The 15305-nt window shown below is 70.9% G+C and carries 18 protein-coding genes and 1 tRNA gene; 13 read left to right on the top strand and 6 right to left on the bottom strand.

Translation table 11 applies throughout. The annotated features are described in order from the left end of the window. Nucleotides 1-14 precede the first annotated feature (14 nt). A complete protein-coding gene (locus NLX83_RS13460; RefSeq protein WP_254235158.1) occupies nt 15-710 on the top strand; it encodes a response regulator transcription factor in 696 nt (231 codons plus the stop codon). Nucleotides 711-724: 14 nt separating this feature from the next. Then, nucleotides 725-2101, top strand: a complete 1377-nt coding sequence (locus tag NLX83_RS13465; protein WP_254236215.1) for a sensor histidine kinase — start codon at nt 725-727, stop codon at nt 2099-2101. Nucleotides 2102-2252: 151 nt separating this feature from the next. Here NLX83_RS13465 and NLX83_RS13470 read toward each other — a convergent pair whose 3' ends face one another. Then, nucleotides 2253-3566: a glycoside hydrolase family 36 protein gene (locus tag NLX83_RS13470; protein WP_254235159.1), complete on the bottom strand. Its 1314-nt coding sequence runs from the start codon at nt 3564-3566 to the stop codon at nt 2253-2255. Nucleotides 3567-3813: 247 nt separating this feature from the next. On the opposite strand from NLX83_RS13470, the gene NLX83_RS13475 reads away from it, so the two are divergent. From NLX83_RS13475 to NLX83_RS13495, 5 genes are all read left to right on the top strand, one after another. Next, nucleotides 3814-4620, top strand: a complete 807-nt coding sequence (locus NLX83_RS13475; protein ID WP_254235160.1) for a DeoR/GlpR family DNA-binding transcription regulator — start codon at nt 3814-3816, stop codon at nt 4618-4620. Continuing rightward, nucleotides 4617-5699 (top strand): galactose-1-phosphate uridylyltransferase, encoded by a 1083-nt coding sequence (gene galT, locus NLX83_RS13480; RefSeq protein ID WP_254235161.1) that lies wholly within the window; start codon nt 4617-4619, stop codon nt 5697-5699. Before NLX83_RS13475 ends, galT begins: the two co-directional genes overlap by 4 nt. Before the next feature lie 75 nt (nt 5700-5774). Continuing rightward, on the top strand, nt 5775-7100 hold the full coding sequence (locus NLX83_RS13485) for a S1C family serine protease (RefSeq protein WP_254235162.1): 1326 nt from the start codon (nt 5775-5777) through the stop codon (nt 7098-7100). 151 nt (nt 7101-7251) lie between these two features. Continuing rightward, nucleotides 7252-7749 carry a MogA/MoaB family molybdenum cofactor biosynthesis protein gene (locus NLX83_RS13490; protein ID WP_254236216.1) on the top strand — a complete coding sequence of 166 codons (498 nt, stop codon included), beginning with the start codon at nt 7252-7254 and terminating at the stop codon, nt 7747-7749. A 1-nt stretch (nt 7750) separates the two neighbouring features. Further along, nucleotides 7751-7927, top strand: a complete 177-nt coding sequence (locus NLX83_RS13495; RefSeq protein ID WP_254235163.1) for a hypothetical protein — start codon at nt 7751-7753, stop codon at nt 7925-7927. Nucleotides 7928-7991: 64 nt separating this feature from the next. Here the strand turns inward: NLX83_RS13495 and NLX83_RS13500 are convergent, their stop codons facing one another. The 5 genes from NLX83_RS13500 to NLX83_RS13520 all read right to left on the bottom strand — a co-directional run bounded on the left by NLX83_RS13500 (nt 7992) and on the right by NLX83_RS13520 (nt 10541). Further along, nucleotides 7992-8237 (bottom strand): Rv0909 family putative TA system antitoxin, encoded by a 246-nt coding sequence (locus NLX83_RS13500; RefSeq protein ID WP_254235164.1) that lies wholly within the window; start codon nt 8235-8237, stop codon nt 7992-7994. A gap of 80 nt (nt 8238-8317) precedes the next feature. Then, nucleotides 8318-8719: a large-conductance mechanosensitive channel protein MscL gene (mscL, locus tag NLX83_RS13505; RefSeq protein ID WP_254235165.1), complete on the bottom strand. Its 402-nt coding sequence runs from the start codon at nt 8717-8719 to the stop codon at nt 8318-8320. 52 nt (nt 8720-8771) lie between these two features. Next, nucleotides 8772-9401 carry an SAF domain-containing protein gene (locus NLX83_RS13510; RefSeq protein WP_254235166.1) on the bottom strand — a complete coding sequence of 210 codons (630 nt, stop codon included), beginning with the start codon at nt 9399-9401 and terminating at the stop codon, nt 8772-8774. A 128-nt stretch (nt 9402-9529) separates the two neighbouring features. Continuing rightward, nucleotides 9530-9859 (bottom strand): FmdB family zinc ribbon protein, encoded by a 330-nt coding sequence (locus NLX83_RS13515; protein WP_254235167.1) that lies wholly within the window; start codon nt 9857-9859, stop codon nt 9530-9532. A gap of 97 nt (nt 9860-9956) precedes the next feature. Continuing rightward, nucleotides 9957-10541 (bottom strand): 5-formyltetrahydrofolate cyclo-ligase, encoded by a 585-nt coding sequence (locus tag NLX83_RS13520; protein WP_254235168.1) that lies wholly within the window; start codon nt 10539-10541, stop codon nt 9957-9959. A gap of 37 nt (nt 10542-10578) precedes the next feature. On the opposite strand from NLX83_RS13520, the gene NLX83_RS13525 reads away from it, so the two are divergent. From NLX83_RS13525 to NLX83_RS13550, 6 genes are all read left to right on the top strand, one after another. Then, nucleotides 10579-11469: a UTP--glucose-1-phosphate uridylyltransferase gene (locus NLX83_RS13525; protein ID WP_254235169.1), complete on the top strand. Its 891-nt coding sequence runs from the start codon at nt 10579-10581 to the stop codon at nt 11467-11469. Nucleotides 11470-11475: 6 nt separating this feature from the next. Continuing rightward, entirely contained in the window at nt 11476-12699 is a 1224-nt protein-coding gene (gene glp / locus NLX83_RS13530; RefSeq protein ID WP_254235170.1) for a molybdotransferase-like divisome protein Glp, read from the top strand. Next, complete coding sequence (locus NLX83_RS13535) at nt 12692-13351, top strand: GNAT family N-acetyltransferase (protein ID WP_254235171.1); 660 nt, start codon at nt 12692-12694, stop codon at nt 13349-13351. The genes glp and NLX83_RS13535 overlap by 8 nt, the downstream gene beginning before the upstream one ends. Nucleotides 13352-13501: 150 nt before the next feature. Continuing rightward, nucleotides 13502-14299 carry a divisome protein SepX/GlpR gene (gene sepX, locus NLX83_RS13540; protein WP_254235172.1) on the top strand — a complete coding sequence of 266 codons (798 nt, stop codon included), beginning with the start codon at nt 13502-13504 and terminating at the stop codon, nt 14297-14299. A gap of 60 nt (nt 14300-14359) precedes the next feature. Beyond that, a tRNA-Ala gene (locus tag NLX83_RS13545) sits at nt 14360-14432 on the top strand. Nucleotides 14433-14677: 245 nt separating this feature from the next. After that, entirely contained in the window at nt 14678-15301 is a 624-nt protein-coding gene (locus NLX83_RS13550) for a hypothetical protein (RefSeq protein ID WP_254235173.1), read from the top strand. Nucleotides 15302-15305: the final 4 nt, after the last annotated feature.

The following is a 15305-nucleotide window of genomic DNA, read 5'->3' on the forward strand; positions in this document are numbered from 1 at the left end:
GTAAGACTACGTCCATGCGCATCCTCGTAGTCGACGACGATCGGGCCGTACGCGACTCGCTGCGGCGGTCGTTGCAGTTCAACGGCTACCAGGTCGAGATGGCCAGCGACGGTGTGCAGGCACTGGAACAGCTCGGCGCCAGCAGGCCGGACGCGATGGTGCTCGACGTGATGATGCCGAGGCTGGACGGTCTTGAGGTCTGCCGCAGGCTCCGCAGCACCGGGGACGACCTGCCGATCCTGGTGCTCACCGCCCGGGACGCGGTGTCCGACCGCGTCGCCGGGCTGGACGCGGGCGCCGACGACTACCTGCCCAAGCCCTTCGCGCTGGAGGAACTGCTCGCGCGGCTGCGCGCCCTGCTCCGGCGCACCGGCCCCGGCCAGGACGACGCGGGCGCGATCGCCGCCAGCCTGCGCTTCGCCGACCTCGAACTGGACCCCGGTACCCGGGACGTGCGCCGCGGGGAGCGGCCGATCAGCCTGACCCGCACCGAGTTCTCGTTGCTGGAGCTGTTCCTCGCGCACCCGCGCCAGGTCCTCACCCGAGGCCGCATCCTGGAGGAGGTGTGGGGCTACGACTTCCCCACCTCCGGCAACGCCCTTGAGGTGTACGTGGGCTACCTGCGCCGCAAGACCGAGGCGTCGGGCGAGCCCCGGCTGCTGCACACCGTGCGCGGCGTGGGCTACGTGCTCCGGGAGACCGCTCCGTGACCCTCCCGACGGGGATGCGCCAGCGCTTCTCGCTCCAGTCCCGGATCACCGCGCTGGCCGCCTTCGGGGTGGGCTTCGCCGTGGCCCTGGTCTCCCTCGCCGCCTACGTCACCGTGCGCTCCAGCCTGTACAGCCAGCTGGAGGCCAAGCTGGAGGACCAGGCGAGGGAAGCGGTCAGCACCGCCATCGCGCAGGACCGGTTCGAGGGCTTCCCCAGCGACGTGTTCCAGGTCTTCGGCCTGAAGGTCGCGCTGCTCCAGGTGGACCGCGCCGGGCAGGTCGTCCTCCAGGTCGGCAGCGGAGGCAAGGCGACCGCGCCATCCGTGGAGCGGGCCGAGGTCGAGGTGGCGCTCGGCACGATCGAGTCGCACAGCCGGGTCGACACCAAGACCGACACGCAGATCGCGGCCGTGAACATCCGTCCCGGGCTCGCGCTGATCCTCGGCCAGTCGCTGGCGTCGATGAAGGAGACGCTGAACCGGCTCGGCGTGGTGCTGGTCGTAGTCGGTGGCGCGGGCATTCTTCTCGCTGCCGCAGCGGGAACCGCGGTCGCCCGCGGCAGTCTCCGGCCGGTGAAACGGCTGACCGAGGCGGCCGAACACGTCGCGCGCACCGCGGAACTGCGGCCGATCCCGATCTCCGGTGACGACGAGCTGGCGCGGCTCACGCAGGCGTTCAACTCGATGCTCGCCGCGCTCTCGGAGTCGCAGGAACGACAGCGCAGGCTCGTCGCCGACGCGGGCCACGAACTCCGCACACCGCTGACTTCCTTGCGCACCAACCTGGAACTGCTGTTGGCCTCGCAGCGAGCCGACACCCCGAATCTGTCCGAAGAGGACCGATCGGAGATCTACGAGGACGTCCGCGCCCAGGTCAACGAACTGTCCACTTTGGTCGGTGACCTGGTGGAGCTGGCCCGCGACGACGCTCCGGGCGTTGTGCACGAGCCGGTGGAGATGGTGGACGTGGTGGAGCGCGCCCTGGAGCGCGCCCGCCGCCGCGCGCCGAACCTGGAGTTCGTCGCGAGCCTGCGCCCCTGGGTGCTCGACGGCGACGCGAACGCGTTGGAGCGCGCCGCGCTGAACCTGCTGGACAACGCGGCGAAGTGGAGTCCGCCGGGCGGTCGCGTCCGGGTCGAGCTGCGCCAGGCGGGGCAGGGCGTCGGGTTGCTCGAAGTGGCCGACGCGGGAGACGGCATCGCCGACGCGGACCTGCCGCACGTGTTCGAACGGTTCTACCGCTCGTCCGAGGCGCGCACGCTGCCCGGCTCGGGTCTGGGCCTGGCGATCGTCAAGCAGGTGGCCGAGCGGCACGGCGGCACCGCGACCGCCGGGCACGCCCCCGAAGGCGGCGCGCTCATGTCCATCTGGCTCCCCGGCCGCCCCGGCTGACGTCCCAGCAGGGTTGGCCCGTCTTCAAGTACACCGAACCCCCGCCCCAGCGATCGCCAACCGCCACAAACCCTCCGCGCCTCCGGGGGTTGGGTGCGGTTTGCGATGGTTCTGGGCGGGGTCGGGGGTACTTGAAGACCGCCCAACCCGCTCAGGTGAAGCGTGCCGGGATCGGCTCGGAGAGCAGGCGGCGCGTGGTGTCCAGACCCCAGGAGTCCAAGCCCCGCAAGCGATCCGACGATGCGCGCAGGCCGCCGTTGACGCTGATGTGCTCGGCCCACTCGGTCCGGTGCTCGACCGCGGGGCGGGCCACGATGCAGTCGGGGTCGTTCACCCAGAACCGCCCGTGCTGGAACCGCCGGGACTCGCCGTTGAGCACCGCGCCGAGCTGCGCGGGCTGCGACAGGTCGCCCGAGTCCGGCGCGTACTCCAGCGCGATGTCCGGGCTCACCCGCATCGCGTCCACCACGCCGATCGACGGCAGCTGCGGCGCGCCGCAGCCGAGCAGGTAGGCGTCCGGGCCGATCACCTCGCGGATCAGCTCAAGGCCGTCGCGGTACGCCTCGATCCCGGACACGTCCGCGTGCCTGCGGCCAGGAACCGCGCCCGCGTATACAAAGTCGATCTTGTGATAGTCGATGCCCCACTCGGCGAAGGTCGTGAAAACCGTGCGGAGGTAGTCCCGCGCCGCGGGGTGCGTGGTGTCCAGCGCGTACAGGGCCTGGCCCCAGTTGTGTCCGACCAGCACCGGATTTTCCTTGCCCACCAACCAATCCGGGTGCTCGGCCAGCAGCTCCGACCGTGCGGACACCAGGAACGGCGCGGTCCAGATCCCCGCCCGGCGGCCGTGGTCGCGGATGTGGGCGAACAGGCCGGGCACGTCGGGGAAGCGGCCGGACGGGACCAGCCAGTCGCCGACCTCGCGCTGGTAGCCGTCGTCGACCTGCACCACGTCGATCGGCAGCTCCAGGTCCTCCATCGCCTCCAGGTTGTCCACGATGTCGTCGGCCGTGACATCGGTGAAGTACTCGTACCAGGAGCACCAGCCGGTCGGGGCCGGGCGCGGCGGCGGCACCGCGAGGCGGGCGCAGACCTCGTCGGCCCACGCGGTCAGCGCCGACGGGATGTCGCCGGTGTGCTGCCGGATCTCCACCGAACCGTTGGCGCTGATCACTAGGCGGTCGCCGTCGCGCACCGCGAGGATGGTGGGCACCTCGGCGGTCGGGTCCGCCGCGGCGAACAGCGTCACCGAGTCCCCTTCGGCGACGGCGAACAAGCCCTCGCCGCAGTAGGTGCCGGGCGCGGGGTCGGTCGCGTGCCGGTAGGCGATCAGCCGCTTGTCCTCGTCCACCGGACGGTGCGGAGCCGCGCCGAGCCGGTAGCTCGTCGACGGGGACCACGACTGCCAGCCCTGCTCGTGCACCACGGTGTCGTCGCTGGTCTGGATCTCCGCGATGGTCTCCATCGGTTCCGGTCCTCCCTGTTCGCTTGTTCACCAGTTCGCTCGTCACCGAACGAACTCGAACACGCTGCCCGTTTTCTATGCTAAGCACTGGCTATCGGATTTTGCTGCCCTTTTCGGCTCGTCGGCGATCATCTGAGGTCGCCCCAGTGTTCAACCTGGGCAGATCTCAATGTTGGACTGTGTTGACGTTGTCCATCGAACTGGGCCACGCTGGTCTGGTACGGCCGTCGAGAGGAAGAGGTGCGCGGTGCTGGCGCGGCAACGACAGGCGGTGATCCTGGAAGAGGTGCGTCGGACCGGCGCCGTGCGGGTCAGCGACCTGGTGACCAGGCTCGGCGTCTCCGACATGACCGTGCGCAGGGACCTCGACGCCCTCGCCCGGCGCGGCCAGGTGGAGAAGGTCTACGGCGGCGCGACCTCGGCCACCGGCCGCAGCACCGACGAACCCGGCTTCGAGGCCAAGTCCGTCCGCCAGCTGCCGGAGAAGGAGGCCATCGCCGCGATGGCCGCGGAACTGGTCCGGCCGGGCACGGCGATCGGGCTCTCCGCGGGGACCACGACCTGGACGCTGGCGCGCTTCCTCGACGACGTGGCCGACCTGACGGTGGTCACCAACTCGATCCGGGTGGCCGACGTGCTCCAGCAGCGCGGGCGCACGGACCGGACCGTGGTGCTCACCGGCGGGGTGCGGACGCCGTCGGACGCGCTCGTCGGGCCCGTCGCGGTGCAGGCGCTGCGCTCGCTGCACCTGGACCTGGTGTTCCTCGGCGTGCACGGGATGGCGCCGAACGCGGGGTTCACCACGCCGAACCTCAACGAGAGCGAGACCGACCGCGCGCTGGTCGACGCCGCGAGCAACCTGGTGGTGCTCGCCGACCACACCAAGTGGGCCACGGTCGGCATCTCCACCATCGCCCAGCTGGACGAGGCGCACGTGCTGGTCAGCGACGAGGGCCTGGACCAGGCCGCGCGGGAGATCCTCGCCGAGCACGTCGACGAGCTGGTGCTCGCCCCTGTTCCCGCACGCAGGACTCAGCCGGAGGTCGGCGCGTGAAGCGCAGCAGCAACCACCTCGCGGACGGCCGCGAGATCATCTACTTCGACGACACCGAGACCGCCCCGCGCACCGCGGTGGACTCCCGCGACCTGCCCGCGCAGGCGCCGCGCTCGGAGATCCGCCGCGACCCGCTGACCGGTGAGTGGGTCGGCATGGCCGCGCACCGCCAGAGCCGCATCTACAAGCCGCCGGCCGACCTGTGCCCGCTGTGCCCGACCTCGCCGGGGCGGCCGACCGAGATCCCCGAGTCGAGCTACGACGTGGTGGTCTTCGAGAACCGCTTCCCGTCCTTCGCCCAAGGAGTTCCCGCGCTTCCGTCCACTGTGGATGGTATGGCCATGGTGGAGCAGGCGGGCGGGCTCGGCCGGTGCGAGGTCGTCTGCTTCACCTCCGACCACGAGTCCTCCTTCGGGCAACTCAGCCCAGAGCGGGTGCGCACCGTCGTGGACGCGTGGGCCGACCGCACGCGCACGCTCAGCGCGCTGCCCGGGGTGGAGCAGGTGTTCTGCTTCGAGAACCGCGGCGAAGAGATCGGCGTGACCCTGCACCACCCGCACGGCCAGATCTACGGCTACCCCTTCGTCACCCCGCGCACCGAGCTCATGCTGGCGACGGCCCGCGAGTACCACGCCGAACACGGCAGGCACGTCCTCGGCGACGTGCTCGCCGCCGAGCGCGCCGCGGAGATCCGCGTCATCGGCTCCACCGAGCACTGGACCGCCTTCGTGCCCGCCGCCGCGCGGTGGCCGGTCGAGGTGCACCTGGTGCCGCACCGCCAGGTTCCGGACATCCCCGCGCTCAGCGACGCCGAGCGCGACGACTTCGGCGGGCTCTACCTGGACGTGCTCGGCAGGCTCGACGGGCTCTACGACAAGCCGCTGCCGTACATCGCGGCCTGGCACCAGGCGCCGGTCCGCGTCGGGCGTGAGCACTCGTGGCTGCACCTCCAGGTGTTCTCCGTGCTGCGCACCACCGACAAGCTCAAGTACCTGGCGGGCTCGGAATCCGGGATGGCCGTGTGGGTCAACGACGTCACCCCGGAACAGATCGCCGAGCGGCTGCGGGGCTCGGAGTGAATTGACGGGGTATCCATAAGGGAACCCCAGGCGTGTCTAAGCCTCTTCTCAGGTCGGCACTCCAGAGTGGTTCCCATGACGGACAACACCTCCGGCGCCTCGGGCGGACAGCCTGAGCGCCCGCAGCAGCCGACCGAGGGCAACACCCCGCAGCAGCGGGGCGTGCCGGAGGCCAACATTCCCTTCCCGGGCTATGGCGGCCAGCCCTACCCGCAGCAGGGCAACGGTCCCCTGACCAACCCGCTCGGCGTCCCGGTGCAGGGACACCACCCGCAGCAGGTGCTCACCCAACCGAAGCCCAGGTCCGGCCGCGGCAAGCTCGTCGCGGGCGCGCTCGTCTTCGCCCTGCTCGGCGGTGTCGCGGGCGGGGTCGGCGGTGGCGTGCTCGGCTACAACCTCGCGCTGAGCGGCAGCTCGGTGAACGCGCTCGACGCTGCCCGGCCCGACGCCACCAACGTGAACAGCCCCGCTCCCGCGGGCACCGTGGAAGCCGTTGCGCAGAAGGTGCTGCCGAGCGTCGTGCAGCTGCAGACCCAGACCGGCTCGGGCTCCGGTGTGGTGCTGAGCTCCGACGGCATGATCCTCACCAACAACCACGTGGTCGAGGAGGCCGCCGGGGGCGGACAGATCCGGATCCAGTTCAAGGACGGCAGGACCGCGCCCGCCAAGATCATCGGCGTCGACCCCACCTCCGACCTGGCCGTGGTGCAGGCCGAGGGCGTCTCCGGGCTGACCCCGGTTGAGCTCGGCCGCTCCGGCAACCTCCGGGTCGGCCAGCAGGTCGTGGCCATCGGCGCCCCGTTCGGCCTGAGCAACACCGTCACCAGCGGCATCGTCAGCGCGTTGCAGCGCCCCGTGCGCACCGGCAACGAGGCCGGGGACAGCACGGTGATGGACGCGGTGCAGACCGACGCCGCGATCAACCCGGGCAACTCCGGCGGTCCGCTGGTGGACATGAGCGGCAAGGTCATCGGCATCAACACCGCGATCAAGACGGCCAGCGGTGGCCAGCAGCAGTCCGGCGGCTCCATCGGCCTCGGCTTCGCCATCCCGATCGACCAGGCCATGCGCATCGCCAACGAGCTGCGCGCCAACGGCAAGGCCACCCACGCGGTGCTCGGGGTGACGCTCTCGCAGCAGCAGGGCGGATCGCGCTCGGCGGTGACCAACGGCGCGACCGTCGGCACCGTGGAGGCGAGCTCCGCGGCCGAGGCGGCCGGCATCAAGCAGGGTGACGTGATCACCAAGCTGAACGACCGGCGGATCAACGACGCGGACTCGCTCATCGCGGCGGTCCGCTCGCACGACCCGAACTCCAAGGTCAAGGTCACCGTCAGCAGCGGTGGCACCGAACGCGAGGTCGAGCTGACGCTGGGCAGCAGGGTGCTCAGCGGAGGCTGACCTCCTCGAAGGGACGCGGGTTCCCGGCCTGCCCTCGGGCCGGGAACCCGCGCTCCGATCCGTCTGGCCCCCCGGGAGAGCGCACATGCAGCCGAATCTGATCGCCGAACCGTTCACGCACGCCGTCCCCGAGCCGACTAACGTGATCCGCATGGAACGCACCGCGAAGCTCGGCCGTGCCCTCGTCGTGCTCGTCGACGACCGCCTGGCCCACGGGGAGCACGAGGACAACACCGGGCCGCTGGTCACCGAGCTGCTCGAAGAAGCAGGCTTCATCGTGGACGGCACCGTCGCGGTCGCGGGCGAGATCGTGGAGATCCGCAACGCGCTCAACACCGCGGTGATCGGCGGCGTCGACCTAGTGATCACCGTCGGCGGGACCGGTGTGTCCCCGCGCGACGTCACGCCGGACGCCACGGTCGGCGTGCTCGACCGCCCGCTGCCGGGCGTGGCCGAGGCCCTCCGCGCCTCCGGCCTGGCCGCAGGCGCGGTGGACGCGGGCATCTCCCGCGGTGTCGTCGGTGTCTCCGGCAGCACCCTCGTGGTCAACCTGGCCGGGTCGCGCTCCTCGGTGCGCGACGGCATGGCCACTCTGACCCCATTGGTACAGCACGTGATCGAGCAGCTCTCCGGCCTCGAAGAGGCGTGACGTGACCGGGGCGGGCGGTGACCCGAAGAAGGACGCCGAGCGACGCAAGAAGCTCGACGAACTCTTCGGCGACGTGCTCCCGGAGACCACCTCCGACGAGCGCGACCCCGGCGACCGCGCCGACCGCACCGCGGACGCGTGGTACTACGAAAACCGCCCACCCCACCACGACACCTGACCCGTTTCGTACTCATAGCCGGATTTGAGAGCGCTCTTTTTCCCGCTATGAGTACGAAACGGGGTTACTTCTGCCGACGATCGGGGTCGAGGACGTTTTCGAGGCGGGTGCTGACGTTCTCGATCTTGTCGTGGTACTTCCCGCGCGTGGCCCTGTCCAGCTTCGAGGCGGCCAGGTCCACGCCGCGCGCCGCGGCTCCGCCCGCCTTCTCCGCGAGCGGGCCCGCCTTCTCCTTGGCCTGCTCCGCGAGGGGGCCGACCTTGTCCTTCGCCTGGTTGGCGAGTTCCTTGGCCTTGTCCAGGAAACCCATTGCCTCGTCCCTCCACCGCTGCGGTGTGCCGTCCGGGTTCCGACGCTACCCAGGCGGGCACACCGCCGCAGGGATCGTGGTCAGCGCTGCGAGTTCTGCGCCTGCAGCAGGTCGCGGATCTCGGTCAGCAGCTCCACGTCGGTCGGCTTCGACGGGCCCGCCTCCTGGCCCCGCTCGCGCCGCTCCTGGAGCTTCTTGATGGGCAGCACCAGGACGAAGTAGACCACCGCGGCCACGATGACGAAGTTGATCGCCGCGTTGATCACGGAGCCCAGGTCGATGAACGTCGACGGCTTGTCGCCGACGACCTGGAAGCCGAGCCCCTGCGCCGGGTCCGAGCCGCCGATGGAGTTGATCAACGGCTTGATGATGCCCGCGGTGAACGCCGTGACGATCGCCGTGAAAGCGCTGCCGATGACGACGGCGACCGCGAGCTCGACCACGTTGCCGCGCATGATGAAGTCTTTGAAGCCCTTAAGCACTGCTGCGCCCCTCTTTGGTCCATGTGCCGCTTGGCCCGCACAGAGTAAACAGTCACCTCCGGAGCGTGATGGCCACCGGGCGGGTGAGCGCGGCCGCTGCGACCCTGGTGGCGTCCTCCCTGGTCAGCGCGAGGACGACGAGCCGATCCGCGCGGTTGGCGACGCCTCGTCCCTCGTTCTCGCCACGCACCGCGAGCACCGCCGCGTCCTCGGCGAGCACGGTGGACTCCTGGGTGATCACGTCCACCCGGCTGCCCGCGCGGAGCAGGTCGGCGACGCCGGGGTCCGCCGGCCGCACGGCCACCGCCGCGGCGTGCACGTCGCCGGTGAGCAAGCCGTTCAGCTCCGGTCCGGCCAGCCGCAGATCGGTCAGCGGCTCACCGCGTCGCGCCGCGCCCACGAGTAATCGTCCGGAGACCGCCGCGGCTGCGGGGAGCGCGCCGTCCGGCACCGAGTCCGTGGCGAAGGCGTGTGTGCGCACGTCCGCGGAGTTCAGGACCGCGCCGGGGGCGAGGTCCCGGGCCGCGACGAGGACGTGCACGCTCTCCGCCGGTGGCGCACAGGCCAGGAATGCCGCCAGGGCAACGAGAATCGCCGTCAGCAGTCTCCGCAGGACCACGGCTCGGCCGCGCAGCAGCCGTCCTATCCGGTCGCGGGGCAGCGGCGCCAGTGTCCCGCCCATCGAGCCTCCCGAAGTCGTTGTGGATCAGCGACTTCGACGTTAGGAGGTGACGGGCGTCCGGCCGGGGCCTGTGGGCGAAGTTGTGGACAACCGGTGCCGTTGTGGATAACTACCGGTATCAGGTGGGGTCAGGACGCCGCCGCGGCCTTGGCCGTCGTACTCGTGGTCGAAGATGAGGACGTCGACTTCGACGCATCCGAAGTCGACGAGGTCTTCGGCTTGCTGTCCGAAGAGGACGAAGAGGACGAATCAGAGGAGGCGCCCACCGCGGAGCTGCTGCCGGACCGGCTGTCGGTGCGGTAGAAGCCGCTCCCCTTGAAGACGATGCCCACGGAGCCGAACAGCTTGCGGAGCTTGCCCGAGCACTCCGGGCACTCGGTGAGCGCGTTGTCGCTGAACGACTGGAACGCCTCGAAACGGTGCTCACACTCGGTGCAGGCGTACTGGTAGGTCGGCACGACGTCCCTCCGCGAACTGTCGTCATTGGCACTCAGCGGTGACGAGTGCTAATGACGATGATGCGCCACGCCTGGCCTGGAGCGCAAACACCCCGGGTCAGAGAGTCCTCACGGAAGCGTGGGGGACCAGCACCGCGGTCATCCGGATGTCGTGTTCCTCACCCGGCAGCTCGTCCACGAACTCCTCCGGGTGCACGACCGCGACCAGCGGCACACCGGGCCGGACGAGTGGTAGGGAGCGGTCGTAGTGCCCGGCCCCGCGCCCGAGCCGGACGCCGCGCCGGTCCACGGCCAGTGCGGGGATCAGCACCGCGTCCGCTTCGCCCACCGCCGACGGGTCCAGGCGAGGGCCAGGCGGTTCGAGCAGCCCGTACCTGGCGGGCAGCAGCTTCCCCGTGTGCTCGGACCACGCGAGGGGGCTCCTGCCGGTCACCACGGGCAGCAGCACACGACAGCCAGCATCGAGAAGGGAGGACAACAACGCAGGTGAACCCGGCTCCGCGCCGATCGGGACGTAGGCGCAGACGGTTCCGCCGGAGTAGTCGGCCGCCCACTCACCGAGGGTCTCGGCCAGCGCCTCCGCGCGTTCCGCGAGCACCCGCTCGGGCAGCGCGCCCCGGCCGTGCAACAGCCGCGTGCGCCACGCCTTCTTCGTCTGCCGGACGAGATCTTCGGAAGCCACGAAAAGTGAGCTTAGGCACGCCGGATAGGCTCGGACCATGAGCTCGTCGAGCGCCTTCCGCACCGCAATCGTGCCCGCAGCCGGTCTCGGCACCCGGTTCCTGCCGACCACGAAGTCCGTGCCCAAGGAACTGCTGCCCGTTGTCGACCGGCCCGCCATCGAACTGGTCGCCGAGGAGGCGGCCGAGGCGGGCGCGAGCAAACTGGTGATCGTCACCTCGCCGGACAAGGCGTCGGTCGTCGAGCATTTCCGGCCCGCGCCGGAGCTGGAGGCGACGCTGGAGAAGCGCGGCAAGACCGAGCTGCTGGAGAAGGTCCGCCGCGCGCCGGGCCTGCTCGACGTCGAGGTCGCGATCCAGGAGCAGGCGCTCGGGCTCGGGCACGCGGTCGCCTGCGCCGAGCCGAACCTGACCGGCGAGGACGAGGCCGTCGCGGTGCTGCTGCCGGACGACCTGATCCTGCCCAACGGCGCGCTGAACGCGATGTCCGCGGTGCGCGAGCGCTTCGGCGGCAGCGTGCTGCTGGCCATCGAGGTCCCGCGCGAGGCGGTCTCGGCGTACGGCGTGTTCGACGTGGACGACACCGACGAGCCGGACGTGAAGCGGCTCAAGGGCATGGTGGAGAAGCCCGCGGTTGAGGACGCCCCGTCCAACCTGATCGCGCCCGGCCGCTACCTGCTGGACCGCGCGATCTTCGACGCGCTGAAGCGGATCACGCCGGGTGCCGGTGGCGAGCTGCAGCTCACCGACGCCATCGCGCTGCTGATCGCCGAGGGGCACCCCGTGCACGTCGTCGTGCACCGCGGCGACCGGCACGACCTGGGCAACCCCGGGGGCTTCCTCAAGGCCGCGGTCGACTTCGCCCTGAAAGATCCCGCGTATGGGCCCGGCCTGTTGCAGTGGCTCCGTGGGCGCGTTGCCGCATCCTAGGAAGTTATGAGGTCCGTAGACGAGCAGCTGGCCCGCGTCCTCCGCGCCGCGGTGCAGCCGTCCCCAGTGCGGGTGGCCATCTCCGAGGCGCAGGGCCTGCTGTGCGCCGAGGAGGTCGTGGCGGAGCGGGCGCTGCCCGGCTTCGACCAGGCGGCCGTTGACGGCTACGCGGTGCGCAGCGTCGACGTGCAGCAGGCGGGCACCGAGCCCGTCGTGCTGCCCGTTGTCGGCGAGATCCAGGCCGGTTCCCGCCAGCCCAGCCGCCTGCAGCCCGGTCAGGCGGTGCGGGTGGCGACCGGCGCCCCGCTGCCGACGCTGGCCGACGCGGTCGTGCCGCTCGCCTACACCGACGAGCACCCGGCCAGGGTCTCCGTGCAGCGCCCGGTGCCCTCGGCCGCGTTCGTCCGCCGCACCGGCGAGGACGTGCAGACCGGCGACGTGGCCGTGCGGATGGGCTCGGCGATCGGTGCCGCCCAGGTCGGCCTGCTCGCCGCGGTCGGCCGCAACAAGGTCCTGGTGCACCCCCGGCCGCGGGTGTCGATCATCTCCATCGGCGAGGAGCTGGTGGACATCGACCGCACCCCGGGGCCGGGGCAGGTCTACGACGTCAACTCCTACGCCCTGGCCGCCGCGGCCAGGGACGCGGGCGCCGAGGTCAGCCGGGTCGGCGTGGTCACGACCGAACCGTCCCGGTTCGCCGAGATCGTCGAGGGGCGGCTGCTGATCTCCGAGATCGTGGTGATCGCGGGCGCGATCGGCGGCAACGGCGGCGAGGAGGTCACCGGCGCGCTGACCGACCTGGGCGAGCTGGACGAGACCCGGGTGGCGATGCACCCCGGCTCGGTGCAGGGCTTCGGCAGGCTCGGCCCGGACGAGGTGCCCACCTTCCTGCTGCCGAGCAACCCGATCAGCGCCCTGGTGATCTTCGAGGTGCTGATCCGGCCGCTGATCCGCACCGCGCTCGGCAAGCGCAACCCGCAGCGCCGCCGGGTCAGCGCGCGCCTGGTCTCCCCGGTGACCTCCACCAAGGGGCGCAAGGGATTCCTGCGCGGGCAGCTGATGCGCGACACCGAGACCAACGAGTACCTGGTGCAGCCGCTGGGCACCTCCGGCTCGCACCTGCTCGCCTCGCTGGCGGAGGCGAACTGCCTGATCCTGCTGGACGAGGACACCACCGACGTCCTGGTCGGGGAAGAGGTGGCGGTGAGCTTCCTGGCGCAGCGTGGCTGACCTCCGGCCGCCCGAGGGACGCCACCCCGGCTGGCCGGCCCGGCTGGGCCCGCTGGTCGTCGCCGGGGGCACCCTCGAACTGCGCCCGCCGCGCCTGCGCGACGCGAGCGCGTGGAGCTCCACCCGCCTGCGCGACCGCGGCCACCTGGAGCGCTGGGAGCCCAGCTCGTACGGGCAGGGCTGGGACGAGCGCAACTCGCTGCTGGCCTGGCCGCCGCAGTGGGCGGCGCTGCGGTCGCTGGCCAGACGCGGCCTCGCCCTGCCCTTCATGATCATCGTCGACGGGCGGCTCGCCGGGCAGGTCACCGTCGGCAACATCCAGCGCGGCGCGCTGCGCTCCGGCTGGATCGGCTACTGGGTGGCGAGCGAGCTGACCAGGGGCGGAGTGGCCACCGCCGCCGTCGCGCTGCTGGTCGACCACAGCCTGGGGCCCGCCGGGCTGCACCGGCTGGAGGCGACCGTGCGGCCGGAGAACGAGCCCAGCCTCCGCGTGCTGGACAAGCTCGGGTTCCGCCGTGAAGGGCTCTACGAGCGCTACCTCGACGTCGGCGGGGTCTGGCGCGACCACCTCAGCCTCGCGTTCACGGAGGAAGAGGTCGGGGCGGGCGCGGTGGCCCGGCTGGTGCGGCGTGGGCTGGCTCGCATTCCCTGATTCCGCCGGAATTCTCCCCCCGTTCGGGTAATGATCGACATACCCCGGGAGTATTGACCGGCGGCGTGGCTCCGACACAGGTGTGACTGGTGTGACTAACGTGGCGTTCACGTATGAATGTCGGGTGTGGTGTGGGGGAGGTGGACAGGCGTGCCCAGTTCGTTGATCTTCGCCGCTCTCGCGGCAGCCTGGCTCGTCGTTCTCGTACCCATGGTGGCGCGGCGCCGAAAGCCGGTCGCCAGAACAGCCGACTCTGCGCTCACGGGCAGAGTCGTCCGGCGCGGCGGTGAACGCACCGCGCGCGGGGCACAGCTTCCGGAGGAGAACGCGCAGGAGGTGTTCGCCATGCCCGGACGACGGGCACCGGAGCCCGCCGAGGACTCCGAGGACCACGACAGCTACTCCGACCACTACGCCGAGGACTACGGCGACGAGTCGATCAACCGCCGCGCCCGCCGCCGCTACCGGCCGGGCCGAGGCGGCTTCGACCCCGAGCTCGCCGCCATGGTCGCGCGCGCCAAGTACCAGTTCCGGCAGCGCGTCGTCCTCGGCATGCTGCTGCTCGCCCTCGCCACCGGCCTCCTCGCGGGCTTCGCGATGCCGATGCTGTGGTGGGCGCACGGCGCGACCGATCTGATCCTCGTCGCCTACCTGACCTACCTCCGGCGTCAGGTGCGCATCGAAGAGGAGATCCGCAGCCGCAGGCTGGCCCGCATGCGCGGCGCCGACGAGGACGACGAGATCGTCAGCGAGCAGGACCAGGTCGACGAGGACGACGACGTGGAGACCTACGAGGTGCCCGCCCCCAAGGCGGTCACCAAGCCCGCGGGCACCCGCTGCTCCTCCCGTCCCAGCGCCGAGATGATCGACCTCGACGACGAGGACCCGACCTTCGAACACCTGGACCCACCTGCGCAAATGACGTACCGGCGGGCCTCGGGCGAGTGAGTGTGGGGGGTGCGCGAAGCACCCCCCAACTACTGTTATGCTTCCCCCACAACAGAACACGGGGCTGTAGCGCAGTTGGTAGCGCGTCTCGTTCGCATCGAGAAGGTCAGGGGTTCGATTCCCCTCAGCTCCACAGTTGCGGTGTTCGCGGCCCCTCGGCTTTGCCGGGGGGCCGCTCCCGTTGTCCTTGTATCTGTCGGGGGAGCGACTCCCCCGGACCCCCTACGGTGCGGCGGCTTGCTGAATCGGCGTGGTTGCGTTGGTTGGGGACCTGGCGCGGGTGGGTTGTGGTTGCTGGGCGGCTGCTGTGTTGGGCAACCGGAGGGTGGGGGCGGGCGTCCTGATGGCGGTGGGTCGGCCAGCGGGGGGAGAGAGTCTGTGGCTGAGGGGGGCGCTGCGTCGGGGGTGCGGTGGATCGACGCGGGGAATCTGCCGGGGGACGTCGTGGAGCTGATCGACGGTCTCGGGCCCGGTGAGGATTTGATCGTCATGCGGGATGGCGTCCCGGTCGCGGCGATTTCCAGCGCTCGTGGCTTAGTGGACGAGGCCGGTTTGCCGGAGGAGGGTGCCGAGCCACTGCTGATGGACTACGGCAACGTGACGGTTGTCGCTACGGCGATGAAGCTGTCGGCCGCGGCTCGTAGGTCGTTGTCCGCCGAGCTCGGTGCGGAGTACATCGTGCTGGACATGCACGCGGCGCCGAAGACGGCCGACGTGCTGTTGGTGCCGCCGGCCAGCCCGCAGTTGATTGGAAGCCTCCGGATGCTGTTCCCGAAGGCTCGCGTCGTCGTCGCCGAAATTGAGGACGAGGTCCTCGGGGTCAGCTATCACGGCCCGGTCCGCCGCATGCTCGACGCGGGCGCCGAGAACTACGTGGCCTCGACGTCCATCCCGAGTTTGGCCAAGCAGCTCGACCACGCCATCGCACAGCGCCACCAGATCACCGGTGGCGCGGCGCGACTGGAGGTCGAGCCCTCCCAGGGGCACCAATCCTTGGAATGACTTG

The organism is Allokutzneria sp. A3M-2-11 16 (genome assembly GCF_024213555.1).
GTDB lineage: Bacteria > Actinomycetota > Actinomycetes > Mycobacteriales > Pseudonocardiaceae > Allokutzneria.

What these genes read in the sequence shown, in the direction of transcription:
- NLX83_RS13500 (WP_254235164.1), bottom strand. Translation starts at nt 8,237, where the DNA reads ATGGGTTTCCTGGACAAGGCCAAGGAACTCGCCAACCAGGCGAAGGAC.
- NLX83_RS13490 (WP_254236216.1), top strand. Translation starts at nt 7,252, where the DNA reads ATGGAACGCACCGCGAAGCTCGGCCGTGCCCTCGTCGTGCTCGTCGAC.
- NLX83_RS13510 (WP_254235166.1), bottom strand. Translation starts at nt 9,401, where the DNA reads ATGGGCGGGACACTGGCGCCGCTGCCCCGCGACCGGATAGGACGGCTG.
- NLX83_RS13465 (WP_254236215.1), top strand. Translation starts at nt 725, where the DNA reads ATGCGCCAGCGCTTCTCGCTCCAGTCCCGGATCACCGCGCTGGCCGCC.
- NLX83_RS13460 (WP_254235158.1), top strand. Translation starts at nt 15, where the DNA reads ATGCGCATCCTCGTAGTCGACGACGATCGGGCCGTACGCGACTCGCTG.
- glp (WP_254235170.1), top strand. Translation starts at nt 11,476, where the DNA reads ATGAGGTCCGTAGACGAGCAGCTGGCCCGCGTCCTCCGCGCCGCGGTG.
- NLX83_RS13485 (WP_254235162.1), top strand. Translation starts at nt 5,775, where the DNA reads ATGACGGACAACACCTCCGGCGCCTCGGGCGGACAGCCTGAGCGCCCG.
- NLX83_RS13470 (WP_254235159.1), bottom strand. Translation starts at nt 3,566, where the DNA reads ATGGAGACCATCGCGGAGATCCAGACCAGCGACGACACCGTGGTGCAC.
- NLX83_RS13525 (WP_254235169.1), top strand. Translation starts at nt 10,579, where the DNA reads ATGAGCTCGTCGAGCGCCTTCCGCACCGCAATCGTGCCCGCAGCCGGT.